16 protein-coding genes are annotated in these 20,733 nt (G+C 66.4%); 4 read left to right on the top strand and 12 right to left on the bottom strand.

The genetic code is table 11. The annotated features are described in order from the left end of the window. Positions 1 to 105 precede the first annotated feature (105 nt). The 4 genes from addB to ACM43_RS24520 all read left to right on the top strand — a co-directional run bounded on the left by addB (position 106) and on the right by ACM43_RS24520 (position 8,311). The gene (gene addB, locus ACM43_RS24535) at positions 106 to 3,252 is read left to right on the top strand and encodes a double-strand break repair protein AddB (RefSeq protein WP_271543446.1); all 3,147 of its coding nucleotides are present in this window, start codon (positions 106 to 108) and stop codon (positions 3,250 to 3,252) included. Beyond that, the gene (gene addA / locus ACM43_RS24530) at positions 3,246 to 6,755 is read left to right on the top strand and encodes a double-strand break repair helicase AddA (protein WP_271543444.1); all 3,510 of its coding nucleotides are present in this window, start codon (positions 3,246 to 3,248) and stop codon (positions 6,753 to 6,755) included. The genes addB and addA overlap by 7 nt, the downstream gene beginning before the upstream one ends. Before the next feature lie 70 nt (positions 6,756 to 6,825). Next, the gene (trxA, locus tag ACM43_RS24525; protein WP_008540017.1) at positions 6,826 to 7,146 is read left to right on the top strand and encodes a thioredoxin; all 321 of its coding nucleotides are present in this window, start codon (positions 6,826 to 6,828) and stop codon (positions 7,144 to 7,146) included. Positions 7,147 to 7,303: 157 nt separating this feature from the next. Continuing rightward, positions 7,304 to 8,311, top strand: coding sequence for an ATP-dependent DNA ligase (locus tag ACM43_RS24520; RefSeq protein WP_271543695.1), 1,008 nt, complete (start codon positions 7,304 to 7,306; stop codon positions 8,309 to 8,311). A 123-nt stretch (positions 8,312 to 8,434) separates the two neighbouring features. Here the strand turns inward: ACM43_RS24520 and ACM43_RS24515 are convergent, their stop codons facing one another. From ACM43_RS24515 to aroA, 12 genes are all read right to left on the bottom strand, one after another. Beyond that, positions 8,435 to 9,175: a metallophosphoesterase family protein gene (locus ACM43_RS24515; RefSeq protein ID WP_271543442.1), complete on the bottom strand. Its 741-nt coding sequence runs from the start codon at positions 9,173 to 9,175 to the stop codon at positions 8,435 to 8,437. 79 nt (positions 9,176 to 9,254) lie between these two features. Continuing rightward, a complete protein-coding gene (locus ACM43_RS24510; RefSeq protein WP_271543440.1) occupies positions 9,255 to 10,598 on the bottom strand; it encodes a bifunctional folylpolyglutamate synthase/dihydrofolate synthase in 1,344 nt (447 codons plus the stop codon). Then, the gene (accD, locus tag ACM43_RS24505; RefSeq protein ID WP_157285988.1) at positions 10,595 to 11,536 is read right to left on the bottom strand and encodes an acetyl-CoA carboxylase, carboxyltransferase subunit beta; all 942 of its coding nucleotides are present in this window, start codon (positions 11,534 to 11,536) and stop codon (positions 10,595 to 10,597) included. Before accD ends, ACM43_RS24510 begins: the two co-directional genes overlap by 4 nt. 169 nt (positions 11,537 to 11,705) lie before the next feature. Beyond that, entirely contained in the window at positions 11,706 to 12,542 is an 837-nt protein-coding gene (gene trpA / locus ACM43_RS24500; RefSeq protein WP_271543438.1) for a tryptophan synthase subunit alpha, read from the bottom strand. Next, a complete protein-coding gene (gene trpB / locus ACM43_RS24495) occupies positions 12,539 to 13,753 on the bottom strand; it encodes a tryptophan synthase subunit beta (protein WP_157285989.1) in 1,215 nt (404 codons plus the stop codon). The genes trpA and trpB overlap by 4 nt, the downstream gene beginning before the upstream one ends. Beyond that, the gene (locus tag ACM43_RS24490; protein WP_271543435.1) at positions 13,750 to 14,409 is read right to left on the bottom strand and encodes a phosphoribosylanthranilate isomerase; all 660 of its coding nucleotides are present in this window, start codon (positions 14,407 to 14,409) and stop codon (positions 13,750 to 13,752) included. Before ACM43_RS24490 ends, trpB begins: the two co-directional genes overlap by 4 nt. A 68-nt stretch (positions 14,410 to 14,477) precedes the next feature. Continuing rightward, positions 14,478 to 14,870: a lipopolysaccharide assembly protein LapA domain-containing protein gene (locus ACM43_RS24485; protein WP_157285991.1), complete on the bottom strand. Its 393-nt coding sequence runs from the start codon at positions 14,868 to 14,870 to the stop codon at positions 14,478 to 14,480. Positions 14,871 to 14,952: 82 nt separating this feature from the next. Further along, positions 14,953 to 15,258: an integration host factor subunit beta gene (locus ACM43_RS24480; RefSeq protein ID WP_124162406.1), complete on the bottom strand. Its 306-nt coding sequence runs from the start codon at positions 15,256 to 15,258 to the stop codon at positions 14,953 to 14,955. Positions 15,259 to 15,430: 172 nt separating this feature from the next. Then, positions 15,431 to 16,411 carry a signal peptide peptidase SppA gene (gene sppA, locus ACM43_RS24475; RefSeq protein WP_157285992.1) on the bottom strand — a complete coding sequence of 327 codons (981 nt, stop codon included), beginning with the start codon at positions 16,409 to 16,411 and terminating at the stop codon, positions 15,431 to 15,433. Positions 16,412 to 16,785: 374 nt separating this feature from the next. Then, the gene (rpsA, locus tag ACM43_RS24470) at positions 16,786 to 18,492 is read right to left on the bottom strand and encodes a 30S ribosomal protein S1 (protein WP_036009120.1); all 1,707 of its coding nucleotides are present in this window, start codon (positions 18,490 to 18,492) and stop codon (positions 16,786 to 16,788) included. A gap of 266 nt (positions 18,493 to 18,758) precedes the next feature. Next, positions 18,759 to 19,397: a (d)CMP kinase gene (gene cmk, locus ACM43_RS24465; protein ID WP_271543432.1), complete on the bottom strand. Its 639-nt coding sequence runs from the start codon at positions 19,395 to 19,397 to the stop codon at positions 18,759 to 18,761. Next, a complete protein-coding gene (aroA, locus tag ACM43_RS24460; RefSeq protein ID WP_271543431.1) occupies positions 19,394 to 20,731 on the bottom strand; it encodes a 3-phosphoshikimate 1-carboxyvinyltransferase in 1,338 nt (445 codons plus the stop codon). The genes cmk and aroA overlap by 4 nt, the downstream gene beginning before the upstream one ends. Between the last annotated feature and the right edge of the window lie 2 nt (positions 20,732 to 20,733).

Here is a 20,733-nt window from a genome sequence, read left to right as displayed (position 1 = left end):
ACGAGACCTGTTTCGGTCCGGCGAACAGCGGGGACTACTCGCCCGCACCCATGACCAATTGACCCCGTCTCCCTATATTGCCTGATCCTTCGAATCAGGCAGCTCATGCGCGTCTTCAGCGTTCCCATCTCAGTTCCGTTCCTGCGCACGGTCGTCACGGCCCTGCTCGATGGGCGGCTGGTGGAGGGATTCGAGGCGCGCAAGGAACCGGCGCGGCTGGCGGACGCCACGCTGTATCTGCCGACGCGGCGCGCCATGCGGATCGTGCGCGAGATCTTCCTCGACGAGATGAAAGCGGATGCCGTCGTGCTGCCGCGCATCGTCGCGCTCGGCGACATCGACGAGGACGAGCTCGCTTTCGCGGGCGAGAGCGAGCAGTTTTCCGGGACCGCGCCGCTCGACATTCCGCCGCGGCTGGGCGAGCTCGAACGGCGGCTGACGCTGGCGCAGCTCGTCGCCGCCTGGGCCAAGGGTCCGGTGCTGGCGCCGCTGGTCGTCGGCGGCCCCGCCTCGACGCTGGCGCTGGCGTCCGATCTCGCGCGCCTGATCGACGACATGGTGACGCGCGGCGTCGACTGGAGCGCCCTTGATGGCCTCGTGCCTGATAACCTCGACCGCTACTGGCAGCACTCGCTCGAATTCCTGCGCATCGCCCGCATCGCCTGGCCCAATCATCTCGCCGAGATCAACCGGATCGAGCCAGCCGCGCGACGCGACCAACTGATCGCCGCGGAAGCGAGGCGCTTGACCGCGCATCCAAATGGACCCGTGGTCGCGGCGGGTTCGACCGGATCGATGCCGGCCACCGCAAGATTTCTCCATGCGGTCGCTTCTCTGCCGCATGGCGCCGTGGTGCTGCCGGGCCTAGACACCGATCTCGACGACGACGCCTGGCGCAGCATCGGCGGCGTGCGCGATGCGCTCGGCAAGTTCGCGGAGCATCCGGCCTCGAACCATCCGCAATACGCCATGAACGCTCTGCTCGATCGCTTCGGCATCAAGCGCAGCGATGTCGAGATTCTTCAGCCGCCGGCGGAAGACGGCCGCGACCTGCTTGCGTCGGAATCGATGCGGCCGTCCGCCAAGACCGAGGTCTGGCACGACCGGCTGAAGCAGCCCGATGTCGCCGCGAAGATCGCGGGCGGCATGAAGAACCTCGCCGTGGTCGAAGCGCCCAATCCTGAAATGGAAGCGCTCGCCATCGCCATCGCGATGCGCGAGGCCAGGCACCTGGACAAATCCGCGGCGCTGGTCACGCCCGACCGCGCGCTGGCGCGGCGGGTGATGGCGGCGCTGACCCGATGGGATCTCGCCTTCGATGATTCCGGCGGCGACGTCTTGATGGAAACCTCCGCTGGCACGTTTGCGCGCCTTGCGGCAGAGGCGGCAACCAAGGGCCTGGAGCCGCCGACGCTGCTGGCGATGCTGAAGCATCCGCTGTGCCGGCTCGGCCGCGCGCCGGGCGCATGGAAGATGGCGATCGAGAGCCTGGAGCTTGCGGTGCTGCGCGGCACGCGTCCGCCTGTGGGCACGGCCGGCCTCCTCCGCGAATTCAACCGCTTCCGCGAGGAGCTGGCAAAGCTGTGGCGCAGCGAGGTCTCCGCACTGCATCGCGCCGAGCCGCGGGCGCGTCTCAAGGCCGAGGATCTCGATCGCATCCAGGCTCTGATCGACGCCCTGCAAAAAGCATTGGCGCCGATCGAGAGCCTGCCGCCCTCGAAGCCGTATGATTTCGCCGAGCTCGCGCATCGGCATCGCGAGATCATGATCGAGCTGTCGCGCGACGAGCAGGGTATTCCGCTCGCCTTCGAGGATCGCGATGGTCTCGCGCTCGCCGGCGCGTTCGACGATCTCCTGCGTGGCGGCACGACCAGCGGATTGCCGGTAGCGCTGCCGGACTATGCGGACGTCTTCCAGACCGCCTTCGGCGATCGCGCGGTGCGGCGGCGCGACAAGCCGGGCGCGCGCTTGCAGATCTACGGCCCGCTGGAGTCACGCCTGATGCAGGCCGACCGCATCATCATCGGCGGCCTGATCGAAGGCGTCTGGCCGCCGGCGCCGCGCATCGACCCCTGGCTGAGCCGGCCGATGCGGCACGAGCTTGGGCTCGATCTGCCGGAACGCCGCATTGGCCTGTCCGCCCATGACTTCGCGCAATTGCTCGGCGGCGATGAGGTCATTCTCACTCATTCCGCCAAGGCCGGCGGCGCGCCGGCGGTGGCCTCGCGCTTCCTGCATCGGCTGGAGGCAGTGGCCGGCGACGAGCTCTGGACGGCGGCCATTCGCGCCGGCGAGACATACGTGCAGTTCGCTGCGGCACTCGACCAGCCCGACGCGGTCAAGCCGATCAAGCAGCCGGAACCGCGACCGCCCCGCGCGACACGGCCGCTCAGGATGTCCGTCACCGAGATCGAAGACTGGCTACGCGATCCCTACACGATCTACGCCAAACGCATCTTGCGGCTCGATGCGCTCGACCCCGTCGACATGCCGCTCTCGGCCGCCGATCGCGGTTCGGCGATTCACGATGCCATCGGCGAATTTACGGAAAGCTATGCGGCGCGTCTGCCCGATGATCCCGCGCGGGTGCTGCGCGCGATCGGCGAGAAGCACTTTGCACCGCTGATGGAGCGGCCCGAAGCACGGGCGCTGTGGTGGCCGCGCTTCCAGCGTATCGCGCGCTGGTTCGGCGAATGGGAGACGGCACGGCGCGAGGCGATCGCGGCGATCGTCGCGGAGACCCGTGGCGAGATCTCGATCATGCTCGATCCTCAGCGCAGCTTCCGCCTTTCCGCGCGCGCCGACCGCATCGAACGCCGCCAGGGCGGCGGCTACGCCATCCTCGACTACAAGACCGGTCAGCCGCCGACCGGCAAGCAGGTCCGCATGGGCCTGTCGCCGCAGCTGACGTTGGAAGCCGCGATCCTGCGCGAGGGCGGCTTTCCCGGTATCGACGCCGGCGCCTCCGTGAGCCAGCTCGTCTATGTCCGCCTCAGCGGCAACAATCCGCCCGGCGAGGAGCGTATCCTCGAGCTCAAGTTCAAGCCGGGCGACGAGCCGCAGCCGCCGGACACCGCGGCGGCCGAGGCAAGAGCCAAGCTGGAAGCGCTGATCCGCGCCTTCGAGGACGAAAATCAGGCCTATACATCGCTGAACCTGCCGATGTGGGCGAATCGCTACGGCACCTATGACGACCTTGCCCGGATCAAGGAATGGTCCGCGGCCGGCGGATTGGGGATCGAGGAATGGTGAAGGCGCCGCGCCCCATCCCCGACGAGGTGCGCGCGCGGCAGGCGCGCGCCTCCGATCCGACTGCATCGGCCTTCGTCTCGGCCAATGCCGGCTCGGGCAAGACGCATGTGCTGGTGCAGCGCGTGATCCGCCTGCTGCTCTCGGGCGTGCCGCCGGAGAAAATCCTCTGCATCACCTTCACAAAAGCTGCCGCCGCCAACATGGCCGAGCGCGTGTTCACCACGCTCGGCCATTGGGTGACGCTGGACGATAATGCGCTCGACGCGGCGATCCGCGCGGTCGGCATCCCGCATCCCGGCGCAAAGCTGCGCCGCGATGCGCGAAAGCTGTTCGCCTGCGCGTTGGAGACGCCAGGCGGGCTGAAGGTGCAGACCATCCACGCGCTGTGCACCCGCCTGCTCCAGCAATTTCCGTTCGAGGCCAATGTTCCCGCGCGCTTCGCCGTGATCGACGAGCGCGACCAGACCGACATGATGGAACGCGCCAATCTGAAGGTGCTGCTGGAAGCCGCGCGCGATCCGGAGAGCGTGACCGGCCGCGCGCTGCTGACGGCGATGGCGAGCGCCGCCGATGTCACCTTCAAGGAGGTCGTGCGCGAGGCGTGCCTCAGCCGCGATCATTTCATGGCCTGGACCGACGAGGCCGGCAACGCGGAAGCCGCAGCGGCGCAGATGGCTGCGGTGCTGGGCGTTGACATCGGCGACCGTATCGAAGCCGTCGAGACGGAAATTCTCGACGGCCCGTTCCTGCCGCGCGCGCGCTGGGACGACATTGCCTTCGCGTTGGAGGACGGCAGCAAATCCGACAATGACCAGGCCGGGCGGCTGCGCGCGGCAAAGGTGTTTTCCGGCAGCGATCAGGTCGACGCCTATCTGTCCGTCTTCCTCACCGACGACAAGCTGCCGCGCAAGGCAGTGCTGACCAAGAAGTTCTGCGATCACAATCCGTCCGTGGCCCGCCTGTTCGAAGCCGAGGCGCAGCGCCTTGCAGGGCTGATCGAAAAGCGCCGCGCCGTGACGGTTCGGGACCGCACCGCGGCCCTGCTGCATATCGCGACAGCGGCCGCCGCGAATTACCGCCGCGAGAAGCAGGAACGCGGGCTGCTCGACTACGACGACCTCATCGACAAGACGCTGGCGATGCTGGACCGCATCGCCTCGGGCTGGGTGCATTACAAGCTCGACCGTGGCGTCGATCACGTGCTGATCGACGAGGCGCAGGATACCAGCCCGCGGCAATGGGACATCATCGCGCACATCATCTCCGAGTTCACGGCCGGCGAAGGTGCGCGCGAGGGGCTGAACCGCACCATCTTCGCCGTCGGCGACGAGAAGCAGTCGATCTTCTCGTTCCAGGGCGCGGCGCCCCACGAGTTCGACGCGCGGAGGCGCGAGCTGCACCGCAAGTTCACCGCCGCCGGGCTGAAATTCGATCCGGTCGCCTTCACCTATTCGTTCCGTTCGGGCGCGACGATCCTGCATTCGGTCGACCACGTCTTCCGCGATCCCGCGATCTACAAGAGCATCCATTCGGTCGAGATCGGCCATCCCCTGCACAACGCGCTCAGCGATGCCGGCCCGAGCGTGATCGAGCTGTGGGATCTCGCCGAGGCCGACGATCGGCAGGACATCGAGGGCTGGCGTGCGCCGTTCGACGGCGTCGCCGTGACCAGCCCCGAGGTCAAGCTTGCGCGACGCATCCAGGCCGAGATCAAGCGGCTGGTCGAGAGCGGCACGCTGACAGGGCACGAGGGCGAGCGCCGTCCCTTGCGCTATGGCGACATGCTGATCCTGGTGCGCCGGCGCGGCAACGCATTCGATGCCGTGATCCAGGCGCTGAAGCACGCTGGCATCCCGGTCGCCGGCGCCGACCGGCTCAAGCTCACCGAGCACATCGCCATCATCGACTTGATGAACCTTGCCGACGCGCTGCTGCTGCCGCAGGACGATCTCGCGCTCGCGGTGGCGCTGAAGAGCCCGCTGTTCGGGCTCGATGACGACGATTTATTCCAGCTCGCGTGGGACCGCAAGGGATCGCTGCGCCGCGCGCTCGGCGACCATGCGGCTGGCAACGAGAAGTTCACGACCGTGCTGCGTCGCCTGGAAGCCTGCGAGATCCGCGCCCGCGAGGAGACGCCGTTCGCGTTCTACGCCTGGCTGCTGGGCGGCGATGGCGGACGCGCGCGCATCCTGCGCCGGCTCGGCCACGAGGCCAACGACGCGCTCGACGAATTCCTGGAGCTCGCGCTGAACTACGAGCGCAAGGCGCCGGCCTCGCTGCAGGGCTTCATGGCCTGGCTCCGCTCGGCCGACACCGAGGTGAAGCGCGACATGGAGATCTCGCGCGACGAGGTGCGGGTAATGACCGTGCACGGCGCCAAGGGCCTGGAGGCCTCGGTCGTGTTCATGGTCGACACCACGTCTTCGCCCGCGGACTCGCAGCGGCTGCGGCTGATCCAGGTGCCCCGCGGCAATGGCGGCGAGGTCGTGGTCTGGGCCGGCCGCAAGGCCGACGATCCCAGGCCTGTCGCCGAGGCGCGCAAGGCGATGCTGGAGGAGACCGAGGACGAATATCGCCGCCTGCTCTACGTCGCGATGACGCGCGCGGCCGACCGGCTGATCGTCGGCGGCTGCATGCCCGGCAACATGAAGACGGTGCGCAAGCTGAGCTGGTACGACCTCGTTGACACCGGCCTTGCCGGCTCGGGCCTCGACAAGCAGGTGATCGAAACGCCGCTCGGCAAGGTGACGCGGTTCGCCCGTCCCGAGGACGTCGCGGCGCTGGGCGCGCCGGCGGCCTCCGTGCACCAGACCATCGCGCTGCCGGACTGGCTGCGGACACCGGCCCCGCGCGAGACCATCGACGAGGATTCCGTGCGCCCCTCAGGCCAGTCTGCCGAGGAGGGCCGCAGCGTCCGATCGGGCGAATCGGTGCAGTCGCGCGCGCTGGCGTTGCAACGCGGCACGCTGGTGCATCGGCTGTTGCAATCGCTGCCCGAGATCGCCGGCGAGCGCCGGCGCGAGGCCGCGCTCGGCTTCATGGCGCGCAACGCCGCGGACTGGCCGGTGGCCGATCGCGTCGCACTGGCCGACAAGGTGCTCGCCCTGATCACGGAGCCGCGTTTCGCGCCCGTCTTTGCCGCCGGCAGCCGGGCAGAGGTCGCGATCGCCGGCCGGCTGGAGCGGCCGGGCCGCACGCCGGCCCTGGTGTCGGGGCAGATCGACCGGCTGGTCGTGCGCCCCGAGGAGGTCCTGATCGTCGACTTCAAGACCAACCAGGCAGCGCCCAAAAGCGCGGCCGAGGCGCCGGCGACCTATGTCCGCCAGCTTGCGCTGTACCGGGCGGTGCTGTCGCGGCTTTATCCCCAAAAGCCGGTCAGGGCCGTCCTGCTCTGGACCGAGGCCCTTGAATATATGGAGATTTCGTCCCCCGCGCTGGACGCGGCGCTGGCATCCCTTCATCTCGGTGTGAGCGTCCTTGACCCGGCAAGGGGCCGTTCATAGGTTGACCGCATGATCCCGGGCGCGATTCCAGGTCGCGCCGATTCTCTTTCAACCGAGTGAGGTACTCCCAATGGCCGTTAGCAAGGTTTCCGACGCCGATTTCGAAGCCGAAGTGCTCAAGGCGAACGGCCCCGTGGTCGTCGATTTCTGGGCCGAATGGTGCGGCCCCTGCCGCATGATCGCACCCGCTCTCGACGAGATCGCCGGCGCGATGGGCGACAAGGTCAAGATCGTGAAGCTCAATGTCGACGAGAGCCCGAAGACCGCCTCGAAGTATGGCGTGATGTCGATCCCGACCCTGATGATCTTCAAGGGCGGCGAGATGGCTTCGCGCCAGGTCGGCGCGGCGCCGAAGGCGAAGCTGCAGCAGTGGATCACCTCCGCGGTCTGATCCACCGGCGCGGGATTATTGGCGCAAGATTATTTTCGGCAACGGCCGGCGAAAGCCGGCCGTTTGGCGTTGATGGGACGTGTTCAGCGTATGACGAGTCCCGCCCTTGCCTGCTCCTCCGCGAAAGCGCGACCGCAAGCCCACCTCTCTCGCCGCAATGGAGGCGCGTTCTGTCGACGCGATCCCGCGCGGCGGTGAATGGCAATATGAACCCAAGTGGGACGGCTTCCGCTGCCTGCTGGCGCGCAACGGCAGCAACGTCGATCTGCGCTCCAAATCCGGCGAAGACCTCGCGCGCTATTTCCCGGAAGTCGTCACTGCGGCCTTGGCGCTGAAGGCCGACCGCTTCACGCTCGACGGCGAAATCGTCGTGCCGCACGGCAAGAGCTTTTCCTTCGACGCGCTGCTGCAACGAATCCATCCGGCGGCCAGCCGCGTGAAGAAGCTCTCAGTGGAGACACCGGCGCTCTACCTCGTCTTCGATCTGCTCGCGACATCCGGACAGAAGGGCCTGGCTGAGAAGTCGCTGCGCGAGCGCCGGCCGGCGCTGGAAGCCTTCGCGAAAGCCAACCTCAAGAACAGCCTCTTCCGCCTCTCACCGGCGACGACGAGCTACGCCACAGCCAAAAAGTGGCTGGCGCAATCCGGCGGCGGCTCGGACGGCGTCATCGCCAAGCGCATCGACCTGCCCTACCAGGCGGGCAATCGCGACGGCATGCAGAAGATCAAGAAATTCCGCAGCGCCGATTGCGTGGTCGGCGGCTTCCGCTATGCCAGCAACAAGATCGCCGGCCGGAACGTTGTCGGCTCGCTGCTGCTCGGGCTCTACGAAGATGACGGCCTGCTGCACCATGTCGGCTTCACCTCGGCGATCAAGGCGGATGAGAAGCCAGCCTTGACCGATCGGCTCGAAGCACTGATCGGTGAGCCCGGCTTCACCGGCAACGCGCCGGGCGGGCCGAGCCGCTGGTCGACCGAGCGCTCCGCAAAGTGGTGTCCGCTGAAGCCGAAGCTGGTGATCGAGGTCTGCTACGACCATTTCAGCGGCGAACGCTTCCGCCACGGCACCTCGATCCTGCGCTGGCGCCCGGACAAGGCGCCGCGTCAATGCACGTTCGAGCAGTTGAAGCAGAAGGCGGCCGATCCGATGAAGCTGTTGAAGTGATGCGGTCTCGTGCCCCGGACGCAGCGCGAAGCGCTGCAGAGCCGGGGCCCAGAACCACGAGCTGGGTCCCGGCTCTGCGGCTCATCGCTTGAGCGATGCACCTTGTCCGGGACACGACATGTTCTAGCTGATCCACCCCGTTGCCAGCGCGTTGGCAAGCTCCGGCTGACCGTTGCGGCGCGCCAGCGCGGCCATGGCCTCGTGATCGTAGGCGACGTGGCGGAACGTCACCTGCCAGGCAGCCTCGACGCGTTCGAGGATCGCATAGCGCGCGTGCGGCGTGCCGGCCTCGACCACATGCGGGTACGGATGCTTGTCGCGATAGCCGGGGCTGCCGACGCTGCCGGGATTGACGATCAGCCGGCCGTCGCGCAGGCGCACCGCGCGTGCGAGATGGGTGTGGGCGCACAGGATCAGCGATTGCGTGATTCCTTGGGCGAGTTGCTCGATGTGGTCGAGCGCGGACAGCGCCACCGTGCCGTCGGGATGCACGCTGTCGAGCCAGTACACCTCGTCATTATCTGGCGTCGCGTGGCACAGGAACACCTGCTCACGGAAGACACGCGTCATCGGCTGCGCGCGCAGCCAGTCGAGGTGGGCGGCGTCGAGCTGTTCGTAGGCAAGACGATCCCACGAACCCATTTTCTCCGGCGGACGGTCGAGCAAATAACGGTCGTGATTGCCAAGCACGTGCACGGCGTCGAGCGGCATCAGGATCTCAATGGTGCGGCGCGCATCGAGCGGGCCACTCAGCATGTCGCCGAGATTGACGATGTCGGCAATACCGAGCGCGCGGATGTCGGCGAGTACGGCCTCCAGCGCGAGGTAATTCCCGTGAATATCGGCAATCGCGGCAAAGCGCATTGTTGCTATCTCTCCTCTCGTGCCCGGACGCAGCGCAGCACGTCTTGCGCGATGCGCCTTGTCCGGGACACGAGACCATCTATGCAGGCGGCGTGCCGTTGATTGCCAGCACGTGGCCGGCGAGATACAGCGAGCCCGTGATCAGGATGCGCGGCGGCAGCTCGTAGGCGAGATGCGCCAGCGCACGCAGAGCGGCTTCGACGCCGGGGGCGGGCTCGACGCGCATGCCGAGGCTGCGCGCGGCGTCAGCGAGACGGTCGACCGGCATCGCATTCTCGGTGTCGGGAATCGGCACTGCGATGATGTGACGGGTGAGGCCGGCGAAATTGGCGAGGAAGGCGTGCGCATCCTTGTTGGCCATCATGCCGGCGATGATCACCAGCGGCCGCGACACCCGCTCTTCGAGATCGCCGAGCGCGGCGGCCGCCACGCGGCCGCCGTCGGCATTGTGGCCGCCGTCGAGCCAGATTTCCGAGCCCTGCGGACCCCAGGACAGCAACTCGCCCGAGGTGAGGCGCTGCATCCGCGCCGGCCAGTCGGCACCGACGATGCCGGCCTCGAACGCGGCGTGGTTGACCTTGATGGTCGGCAGCGCGCGCAGCGTCGCGATCGCGAGCCCTGCATTGGCGAATTGGTGGCGCCCGAACAGACGCGGCGCCGGCAGGTCCATCAAGCCGCGATCGTCGGAATAGACCAGGCGCCCGCGCTCGACACTGACGTGCCAGCTCTCGCCTGCGGCGAACAGCGGCGCATGCATGCGTCTCGCCTGCGCGTCGATCACGGCCATCGCTTCCGGCATCTGCTCGGCGCAAATCACGGGCACCCCGCGCTTGATGATCGCGGCCTTTTCGCCGGCAATCGACGCCAGCGTATCGCCGAGGAACTCCATGTGATCCATGCTGACGGGCGTGATCACAGAGGCCGCCGGCGCATCGACCACATTGGTCGAATCCAGCCGGCCGCCGAGGCCGACTTCGAGCAGCACGATGTCGGCCGGGTTCTGCGCGAACAGCAGGAAGGCAGCCGCCGTCTTCAGCTCAAATAATGTCGCGGCCTCGCCGGCATTGACGCGCTCGACCTCTTCCAACGCCGCGCGCAGCTCGTCGTCGCCAACGAGCACGCCGCCACTGAGGCGGCCGAGCCGGAAGCATTCGTTGATGCGGACGAGATAGGGCGAGGTGTAGGCGTGGACGCGAAGACCTGATGCCTCCAGCGTCGCGCGCAGATAAGCGAGCGTCGAGCCCTTGCCATTGGTGCCGGCGATGTGGATCACCGGCGGCAGCTTGCGTTCGGGGTGGCCGAGCCGTTCGAGCAGGCGGTGCATCCGCTCCAGCCCGAGATCGATGCGCTTCTGATGCAGAGCCGACAGCCGCCCGATCACTTCGTCGAGCGGCGTCTTTGCACTGTCAGGGGAGACGTTCACGCGTGCGGCGCTGCCGGCGCCGTCTCGGCGGCGGATACGATCTGCGCCGGGCTCGCCACCGGCTGCGCCGGCTTCGATGCACCTTCCTGCGCCGGCGCCTTGGTCAAGAGGCGGCAGAGCCGCGCCAGCGTCGGCCGCAGCTCGTGGCGATGCACGACCATGTCGACCATGCCGTGCTCCTTGAGGTACTCGGCGCGCTGGAAACCTTCAGGCAGCTTCTCGCGGATGGTCTGCTCGATCACGCGCGCGCCGGCAAAGCCGATCAGCGCGCCGGGCTCGGCGATCTGGACGTCGCCGAGCATCGCGTAGGACGCGGTGACGCCGCCGGTGGTGGGATTCGTCAGCACGACGATATAGGGCAGCTTTGCCTCGCGCAGCATCTGCACCGCAACGGTGGTGCGCGGCATCTGCATCAGGGACAAAATGCCTTCCTGCATGCGGGCGCCGCCGCTCGCGGCGAACACGATGAACGGCGACTTCTTCTCGACCGCGAGCTCCATCCCGCGCACGATCGCCTCGCCCGCAGCCATGCCGAGCGAACCGCCCATGAAGTCAAAGTCCTGCACGGCGACGACGACGGCGGCGCCTTCGAGCTTGCCGTAGCCGACCTTGACAGCGTCGTTCAGATTGGTCCGCGCCCGCGCGTCCTTGACGCGGTCGACGTATTTCTTCTCATCACGGAACTTGAGCGGGTCAGGCGTGACCTCGGGCAGCGCCACGTCGAACCAGGTCTCGTTGTCGAAGATCGACTTGAGACGCGCCACCGCGCCCATGCGCATGTGGTAGTTAGAGCCGGGGATGACGAACTGGTTGGCCTCGACGTCCTTGTAGAACACGAGCTGTCCGGAATCCGGGCACTTGATCCACAGATTCTCCGGCGTCTCCCGCCGCAGCATGTTGCGGATCTTCGGCCGGACCACATTGGTAAGCCAGTTCATGGTTTGCTCCGATGTGCGATCCCGCTGGGAATCGCCTGAAGGATATATGGCGGCCGGACATCTGCCCGGCAAGCCGCCGTGTCGCCCGCGTTGAGCATGATCCGGAAAGTGTGAAGCGGTTTTCCGACCGGATCATGCTCAAATTAAAGAGCTACAGCGGAATTATGGCCTATTCCGCCGCCTGCTGCGCGCCCTTGACGCCCTGGGCCAGAGCGGCCGTCAATTCGGCGACTGCGTTAACGGTTTTGGCGGTCGCCCGTCCCTCGGCGTCGAGGCTGTTCTTGAGGGCGTCGACCAGCGCGGTGCCAACCACCGAACCATCGGCCTTCTCGGCAATGGCGCGCGCCGCCTCCGGCGTGCGGATGCCGAAACCGACACAGATCGGCAGCCTGGTATGCCGCTTGATGCGCGCGACAGCTTCGCCGACGGCATTGGCGTCCGCCGCCGCTGCACCGGTAATGCCGGCGATCGAGACGTAATAGACGAAGCCTGATGTGTTCGCGAGCACCGCAGGCAGGCGCTTGTCGTCGGTGGTCGGCGTCGCCAGGCGAATGAAGTTGAGCCCCGCCTTCAGCGCGGGAATGCAGAGCTCGTCGTCTTCCTCCGGTGGCAAATCGACGATGATCAGGCCGTCGACGCCTGATGTCTTGGCATCAGCCAAGAACTTGTCGACGCCGTAGATGTAGATCGGATTGTAATAGCCCATCAGCACCAGCGGCGTGACATTGTCGTCCTTGCGGAAGTCGCGCACCAGCTCCAGCGTCTTCTTCAAGGTCATGCCGATCTTGAGCGCACGCAGGCCTGCAGCCTGAATCGAGGGACCATCCGCCATCGGATCGGTGAAAGGAATGCCGAGTTCGATGACGTCGGCGCCGGACTTCGGCAGCGCCTTGACGATCGCGAGCGAGGTCGCGGGATCGGGATCGCCGGCCATCACGTAGGTAACGAAGGCCGCGCGGCCTTGGCTTTTCAGCTCGGCAAAACGGGTGTCGATACGCGTGGTCACTTCTTGCCCCTCAGGATGTCGCCGACCTGCGGGACGTCCTTGTCGCCGCGGCCGGAGAGATTGACGACCATCAGGTGGTCCCGCGGCCGCTTCGGCGCGAGCTCCATCACCTTGGCGATGGCATGCGCGGGCTCGAGCGCGGGGATGATGCCTTCGAGCTTTGACAGCAGCTGGAACGCGGCGAGCGCCTCGTCATCGGTTGCGGAGAGATAATTGACGCGCCCGACCTCGTGCAGCCAGGAATGCTCGGGGCCGATGCCGGGATAATCGAGACCGGCTGAGATCGAATGCGCGTCCTGGATCTGGCCGTCGGCATCCATCAAGAGATAGGTGCGGTTGCCGTGGAGAACGCCGGGACGGCCGCCCGCGATCGAGGCCGCATGCAGCTGCGTCAGGCCATGGCCGGCGGCTTCGACGCCGAAGATCTCGACGGAGGGATCATCGAGGAACGGATGGAACAGGCCCATCGCATTCGAGCCGCCGCCGATGCAGGCCACCAGCGAATCCGGCAGGCGTCCCTCGATCTCCTGCATCTGTGCCTTGGTCTCGTTGCCGATGATCGACTGGAAATCGCGCACCAAGGTCGGATAGGGATGCGGACCCGCCACCGTGCCGATGCAATAGAACGTGTTATGCACGTTGGTGACCCAGTCGCGCAGCGCCTCGTTCATGGCGTCCTTCAGCGTGCGCGTGCCCGACTGCACCGGCATCACCTTGGCACCCAGCATCTCCATGCGGATGACGTTGGGCTGCTGCCGCTCGACGTCGACAGCGCCCATATAGACCACGCATTCGAGGCCAAAGCGCGCGCACAGCGTCGCGGTGGCAACGCCGTGCTGGCCCGCGCCGGTCTCGGCGATGATGCGCTTCTTGCCCATGCGCCGTGCCAGCATGATCTGGCCGAGCACGTTGTTCACCTTGTGCGAGCCGGTGTGGTTGAGCTCTTCACGCTTGAGGTAGATCTTGGCGCCGCCGAGATGTTCGGTCAGGCGCTCGGCGAAATAGAGCGGCGAGGGCCGGCCGACATAGTTCTTGAGATAGCCGTTCATCTCGGCCTGAAACGCCGGATCGGCCTTGGCCGCGGTGTAGGCCTTCTCCAGGTCGAGGATCAGCGGCATCAAGGTTTCGGCGACGAAGCGTCCGCCGAAAATGCCGAAATGACCGCGATCGTCGGGGCCGCTGCGGTAGGAGTTTGGTTTGGCGATGTTCATCGTACGCTCAACTCTTGGGTGCCGCGCGCGGCGCGGATGAAGGCCTTGATCATGTCAGGATCCTTGACGCCGGGCGCGATCTCGACGCCCGAGGACACGTCGACGCCGCCGGCGCGGGTGACGCGGAGTGCCTCGGCCAGATTGTCGGCGTGCAGCCCCCCCGAAACCATATAGGGCAGTTTCAGATCGAGCTTTTCGAGCAGGTGCCAGTCGAAGGGCTCCCCGAGACCGCCGGGCCGCGTCGCGTCCTTCGGCGCGCGCGCATCGAACAGGATGCGGTCGGCGACCGCGGCGTAGCCGGGCAGCACCGCGAGATCGGCCGCTGTCGCGACCGGCACCGCCTTCATCACCGGGCGGCCGAAGCGTTGCTTGATGTCGCGCAGCCGCGCCACGCTCTCCCCGCCGTGGAGCTGGAAGATGTCCGGCGACAGCGCGTCCATGATGTTGTCGAGCGTTGCGTCATCGGCATCGACCGTGAGCGCCACCTTGAGCGCGCGCCGGTTGACCTGACGGCCGAGGTCACGGCCGAGCTCCAGGGACAGGTGCCGGGGCGACGGCGGGAAGAACACGAACCCGACCATGTCGGCGCCTGCCTCGAGCGCCGTTTCGAGCGTCTCGCGCGTGGACAGGCCGCAGATCTTGACGAGCAGGGACATGGTCTCAAAGCGGGTAGAGGCCGCGGGGTCCGCGGCCGGAAAACGGGGCTTTTCGGTCGGGGCCGCTTCTACAACGTCGCGCGCTGCTTGTCTCGCCCGACGGGCCCGTACAGGCCCATCCCGGAGGGAACGGGAAGGCGCTGGGACTCCGCCTTCGCTGCAGTCGCCTGGGCCCGCAGATCGGCCAGTTCGGCCCTGACGGCCCGGGCCTCCGCGTCATTCCGGCGCGCCGCGCGCCGCCAGCGCCGCTGGCCGAACCAGACGGCGGAGCCGCCCGCGACAACGCCCAGGGCCGCCGCCAGGATCAGCAACAGGAACAGCGGCAGGGTGATCGACAGCGAGGGGTCGTCGGCAATGAAGGGGTCGAAGGAGACCGTGACGAAATGCCTGTTGGCGACGGCGAACGCCACCAGGATGAGGCCCAGCGGAAGTACGATCAGCGCGGTCAGGAACTTTCGCATCTGGCTTCGCTCGCCTTGAATCAAGCTTGCGGCCGCATCCTGTGCGACCGCGAAAAACCCCAAAGCGCGCTCACGTCGCGCTTCAGTCTGCGCCGCCGGGATCCGGATGGTCGCGGTTCAGCCGCTCGCGCATCTCCTTGCCGGTCTTGAAGAACGGAACGCTCTTCTGATCGACGGGCACATGGGCGCCGGTGCGTGGATTGCGCCCTGCGCGCGCAGGGCGGTGCTTGACCGAGAAGGCACCGAAGCCGCGCAGCTCCACGCGATCACCGCGTGCAAGCGCCGCTACGATCTCTTCGAGAATCGCATTCACAATGTTCTCGACATCCCGCTGGTACAGATGCGGGTTGTGCTCGGCGATACGCTGAACAAGTTCGGATTTGATCATCGAGAGATAGGACCCGGGAGCGTGCGGATGACCATTTCCGTGAAAATACCGTGATCTGTCAAGACGCTAAATCAAGGATGGGCGTCGTGAAAATGCGTGACAAATGCCGAAAAAGCAGGCTTCACCAGCACGCGTCAGACGCGAAAAAGCTCTGGAACTCGCCTGCCGACGGTCAGTTGGACGCAGCCGGCTGCCACAAGGCCAGCATTCCATCCATTCCGAGCCGATCCACAGCCTGCGCGACGCCGGTTTGCCCGATCTGGTGCGCGATCGAGCCCAAACCGAGCGCTTCCAGCGTCAATGCGGCCGCGGTCTTCAGGAACGGCAGGTCGCCGAAGCGCGGCTGAAGCTTGTAATCGCGCACCGGTAGCCCCTTCTTGACGCCCTTCTGCTCGACCAGCCAGGTCACGGCCGTCTTCTCGTCGCCGATCTGGTCGATCAGCTTCAGATCAATCGCCTGGCGCCCGGTGAAGACACGGCCGTCGGCGACTTTTTCGAGCTGCGTGTCATCCATGCCACGCCGCTCCTTCACCATTCCCTTGAACCAGGCATAGGAATCCTTCACCAGCGCATCGAGCGCGGCGCGCGCCTCGGGACTGGTCGGCTCAAAACCGTTGGGCGCCGCCTTCAGCGGCGAGGACTTCACCTCCTCGACCTTGACGCCGATGGTCTTCATGAGTTCGGAGAGGTTGGGGTACTGGAACAGCACGCCGATGGAGCCGACCAGGGAGCTTTGCTGGGCGACGATGTGGTCGCTCGCAATCGCGGTGATGTAGCCCCCGGAGGCGGCCAGCCCCTCCACCACCACCACCAGCGGCTTTTTCGCCTTGAGACGGACCAGCGAGTCATAGAGCTGCTCGGAGCCGGCGGTGGTGCCGCCGGGCGAGTTGATGTGAACGATGACGGCGGCGGCCTGCGAATTCTCGAGCCGCTCCAGCGCCTGCGTGCGGTCGGAATCGCTGCGGATCAATCCCTCGATCTGGACGCGCGCGATCGAGCCGGCGGATGCGAGGGTGCCGCGTGCACCGGGCGTCGCAATCAGCGCGAAGCTTGCAATCGCCGCGATCGCGATCAGTGCCGCCGTCACCCGCCAGAACGTCAGCTTGCGGCGGATCCTGCGGCGATCGACGATGATGTCCGAATCCAGCGACATCGGAATATCTCCAAATGAAGGCGCGTTGTGCCGTCACGGCGTGACCATTGGCTTATCTCGATACATCAATTGCGGGCCAATTTGAAGAAAACAAGGCCTGGTGTGGGGCGAGCAAGTCGCCGCAGACTCAGTCGTCATCCCCGCCTAGTGCGCGCAATTGCGCACGGGGGCGGGGATCCATAACCTCAAGGAGGAGTCGTCGAGGCGAGCTGGCAACTCCGAGTCTTCGTCAAACTCCTCCCTGGGGTTATGGGTCCCGGATCGGCGCTCCGCCTCGCGTCGCTTGTCCGGGACGACAGCGGAGTTCGTGGAGACAGCAACAAAAAAGCCCCGGCTCGCGCCGGGGCCTTGATGCAGCAAAACTTGCGTTTCGCTTACTTGCTGTCGCGGTTCTTCAGCGCGGTGCCGAGGATGTCGCCCAGCGTCGCACCCGAATCCGAGGAGCCGTACTGCGCGATGGCTTCCTTCTCTTCGGCGACTTCGAGCGCCTTGATCGACACCTGGACCTTGCGGGCCTTCTTGTCGAACTGGATCACGCGGGCATCGACCTTCTCGCCGACGGCGAAGCGTTCGGCGCGCTGGTCGTTGCGGTCACGGGCGAGCTCGGAGCGTTTGATGAAGGTGGTGAAGTCGGTACCGGCGATCTTCACCTCGATACCGCTTTCCTTCACTTCGAGCACTTCGCAGGTCACGACCGCACCCTTCTTGACATCGCCCGGCTCGGCGAAGGGGTCGCCTTCGAGCTGCTTGATGCCGAGCGAGATGCGCTCCTTCTCGACGTCCACATCGAGCACCACGGCCTTCACCATGTCGCCCTTCTTGTAGTTGTCGATCACCTGCTCGCCCGGAAGCTTCCAGTCGAGATCGGAGAGGTGGACCATGCCGTCGACGTCGCCCTCGAGGCCCAGGAACAGGCCGAACTCGGTCTTGTTCTTGACCTCGCCCTCGACCACCGAACCGGTCGGGTGCTTCTCGACGAAGACCTCCCAGGGGTTGCGCATGGTCTGCTTGAGGCCGAGCGAGATGCGGCGCTTGACGGAATCCACTTCCAGCACCTGCACGTCGACTTCCTGCGAGGTCGACACGATCTTGCCGGGGTGCATGTTCTTCTTGGTCCACGACATCTCGGAGACGTGGATCAGGCCTTCGATGCCCGGCTCGAGCTCGACGAACGCACCGTAGTCGGTGATGTTGGTGACGCGGCCGGTGAAGCGGGCACCCAGCGGGTACTTGGCTTCGATGCCCTGCCACGGATCGTCCAGCAGCTGCTTCATGCCCAGCGAGATGCGGTGCGTCTCGTGGTTGATCTTGATGATCTTGACCTTCACGGTCTGGCCGATCGAGAGCACCTCGGTCGGGTGGTTGACGCGGCGCCACGCGATGTCGGTGACGTGCAGGAGGCCGTCGATGCCGCCGAGGTCAACGAACGCACCGTAATCGGTGATGTTCTTGACCACGCCGTCGATGACCTGACCCTCTTCGAGGTTCTGCACCAGCTCCTGGCGCTGCTCGGCCCGGGTCTCTTCGAGCACCGTGCGGCGGGACACGACGATGTTGCCGCGGCGGCGGTCCATCTTCAGGATCTGGAACGGCTGCGAGTTGTTCATCAGCGGCGCAACGTCGCGGATCGGACGGATGTCGACCTGCGAGCGCGGCAGGAAGGCCACGGCACCGTCGAGGTCGACGGTGAAGCCGCCCTTGACCTGGTTGAAGATGACGCCGTTGACCTTCTCGTTGTTCTGGAACGCCTTCTCCAGCTTGCCCCAGCTCTCTTCGCGTCGCGCCTTGTCGCGCGACAGCACGGCTTCGCCGAGGGCGTTTTCGATGCGATCGAGGAACACTTCCACCTCGTCGCCGACCTTGAGGTCGCTCTCACGGCCGGGGCCGGAAAATTCGCGCAGCGCGACGCGGCCCTCGGTCTTCAGGCCGACGTCGATGACGGCCATGTCCTTTTCAATTGCAACCACCTTGCCCTTGACGACGGAGCTTTCCTGCAGGTTGCCGCCTGCAAAGGACTCGTCGAGCATCGCGGCGAAATCATCGCGCGACGGGCTATAGGTATCAGCAGAAGTCGAAGCCATTTGTTCTCCAGTTGCGGATGTCTTGCCGGCCGTTGGGTTCATGGGCGCATCGCGCGCGCAGTGTCGGAAGGTCCGCAAGACCTTCGAGCGACCGCTCGTTGCCCCGATCTAGCGACCAGAACAGCGGAAGCGGGCCGGCTGAGGCCCGCGCGTTCGATACGTTGAAAGCTTGTCCGGAACCTGGATCGCGCCGGTCCCGAAACCGGGACGAAGCGTATCGACCTCAAAGAGCGGGAGCGGGCACTTCCTCCAATGACGGCGGCGGCTTAACCCCGCGACCGGCCCGCTCGGACAGCCTCGATAATGTCGATGGCGGCCCGGACGCCGCCTTCTATATCCAGTTGGGAGTTATCTAGCAAGTAAGCATCCGGGGCCGGTTTCAAAGGCGCAATCGACCGATTCTTGTCACGTTCGTCACGCTGGAGGATGTCGGCGAGCACGGCCGCCTCGTCCGCCTCCTCGCCCCGCGCTTTGGCCTCCATGGTGCGGCGCCGCGCGCGGACCCTGGGGTCGGCGACCACGAAGATCTTCACGTCGGCATGGGGACAGATCACGGTTCCAATATCCCGGCCGTCGAGCACGGCGCCGGGCGGATCGGCCGCGAACTGGCGCTGGAAATTGACCAGAACCTCGCGAACCCGAGGGATTGCCGAGACGATCGAGGCACCCTCGCCGGCCTTCTGGGTCTTCAGCGCAGGATTGCCGAACTTTTCGGGATCGAGCTCCAGCGCGGCCTGCACCGCAGCCGCCTCGTCGTTGAGATCGTGCCCCGACTGCATCAGGGCATAGGCGACCGCGCGATAGATCACGCCGGTATCGAGATGACGATAGCCGTAATGGTGGGCGAGACGCTTGCCGAGCGTCCCCTTGCCCGAAGCCGCGGGCCCGTCGATGGCGATGATCATGAGAACTCGGCCCCTAGCGAACGCATCATCGGAATGAAATCCGGAAAGCTGGTGGCGATGAAGGCGGTGTCGTCGACGGTCACGGGCTGATCGGAGGCGCAGCCCATCACCAGCGCGGACATCGCGATGCGATGGTCCATATGGGTGGCGACAGTGCCGCCGCCCGGGACGTGGCCGCGACCCTCCACGATCAGATCGTCGCCGGAGACCTCGACCTTGACGCCGTTGACGCGCAGCATGGCGGCCGTGGCTTCAAGCCGGTCGGATTCCTTGACACGCAGCTCCTGCAGGCCGCGCATGATCGTGGTGCCTTCGGCGAACGACGCCGCCACCGCCAGCACCAGATATTCGTCGATCATCGACGGCGCGCGCTCGGGCGGCACCTCGACGCCGCGCAGCTTCGACGCCCGCACGCGCAAGCGCGCCATCGGCTCGCCGGCATCGCCGCGCACTTCGCTCTCCTCGATGGAGGCGCCCATTTCGCGCAGCGTGGTGAACAGCCCGGTGCGCAGCGGATTGGTCATGACGTCGGACAGCACGACATCGGAGCCCTCCGCGATCAGCGCCGCGACGATCGGGAAGGCGGCCGAAGAGGGATCGGCGGGCACCACGACATTGGCGCCATGCAGCTCGGGCTGGCCCACCAGCGTGATGCGGCGGCCGTGCCGGCCTTCCTGGACCGAGGTGATGTCGGCGCCGAAATGCTTCAGCATCAGCTCGGTGTGGTCGCGGCTGGCCTCGGTCTCGATGACCGTGGTGGTGCCGGGAGCGGCGAGGCCCGCCAGCAGCACGGCGGATTTGATCTGGGCCGAGGCCACAGGGGTCTTGTAGACGATCGGCAGGGGGTCGCGCGCGCCCTGGAGGGTCAGCGGCAGGCGCCCGCCCTCGCCGCCGGCGGTGACCCTGGCACCCATCTTCTCCAGCGGATCGAGGATCCGGCGCATCGGACGGCTGCGCAGCGAGGCGTCGCCGTCGAACACCGCCGAAATCGGGCAGCCGGCGACGGCGCCCATGACCAGCCGGCAGCCGGTGCCGGAATTGCCGAAATCCAGTGCTGCCTTGGGCTGGGCGAAGCCTCCTACCCCGACGCCGTTGACGGTCCAGGCGAAATCGCCGGTGCGCTCGACCCTGGCGCCCAGCGCCTGCATCGATTTGGCGGTGTTGAGGACGTCCTCGCCCTCGAGCAGGCCCGAAATCCTGGTCTCGCCGACCGCGAGCGCGCCCAGGATCAGGGCGCGGTGGGAGATCGACTTGTCGCCGGGCACCCGTACTTTCCCGGTCAGGAGACCGCTGGCGCGAGACTGGAGCGGCCTCGGTTGGTCGGAATGGGTCAAGA

This window comes from Bradyrhizobium sp. CCBAU 45321 (genome assembly GCF_028128975.1).
Classification (GTDB): Bacteria; Pseudomonadota; Alphaproteobacteria; order Rhizobiales; family Xanthobacteraceae; genus Bradyrhizobium; species Bradyrhizobium yuanmingense.
Note: the sequence above shows the minus strand (reverse complement) of the source record. Positions and strands in the feature narration are given on the sequence as shown.

Bases quoted from the DNA above. Each gene is read 5' to 3' on its own strand.
- addB (WP_271543446.1), top strand. From the start codon at position 106: ATGCGCGTCTTCAGCGTTCCCATCTCAGTTCCGTTCCTGCGCACGGTC.
- addA (WP_271543444.1), top strand. From the start codon at position 3,246: ATGGTGAAGGCGCCGCGCCCCATCCCCGACGAGGTGCGCGCGCGGCAG.
- trxA (WP_008540017.1), top strand. From the start codon at position 6,826: ATGGCCGTTAGCAAGGTTTCCGACGCCGATTTCGAAGCCGAAGTGCTC.
- ACM43_RS24520 (WP_271543695.1), top strand. From the start codon at position 7,304: ATGGAGGCGCGTTCTGTCGACGCGATCCCGCGCGGCGGTGAATGGCAA.
- ACM43_RS24515 (WP_271543442.1), bottom strand. From the start codon at position 9,175: ATGCGCTTTGCCGCGATTGCCGATATTCACGGGAATTACCTCGCGCTG.
- accD (WP_157285988.1), bottom strand. From the start codon at position 11,536: ATGAACTGGCTTACCAATGTGGTCCGGCCGAAGATCCGCAACATGCTG.
- trpB (WP_157285989.1), bottom strand. From the start codon at position 13,753: ATGAACATCGCCAAACCAAACTCCTACCGCAGCGGCCCCGACGATCGC.
- ACM43_RS24490 (WP_271543435.1), bottom strand. From the start codon at position 14,409: ATGTCCCTGCTCGTCAAGATCTGCGGCCTGTCCACGCGCGAGACGCTC.
- ACM43_RS24485 (WP_157285991.1), bottom strand. From the start codon at position 14,870: ATGCGAAAGTTCCTGACCGCGCTGATCGTACTTCCGCTGGGCCTCATC.
- ACM43_RS24480 (WP_124162406.1), bottom strand. From the start codon at position 15,258: ATGATCAAATCCGAACTTGTTCAGCGTATCGCCGAGCACAACCCGCAT.
- sppA (WP_157285992.1), bottom strand. From the start codon at position 16,411: ATGTCGCTGGATTCGGACATCATCGTCGATCGCCGCAGGATCCGCCGC.
- rpsA (WP_036009120.1), bottom strand. From the start codon at position 18,492: ATGGCTTCGACTTCTGCTGATACCTATAGCCCGTCGCGCGATGATTTC.
- cmk (WP_271543432.1), bottom strand. From the start codon at position 19,397: ATGATCATCGCCATCGACGGGCCCGCGGCTTCGGGCAAGGGGACGCTC.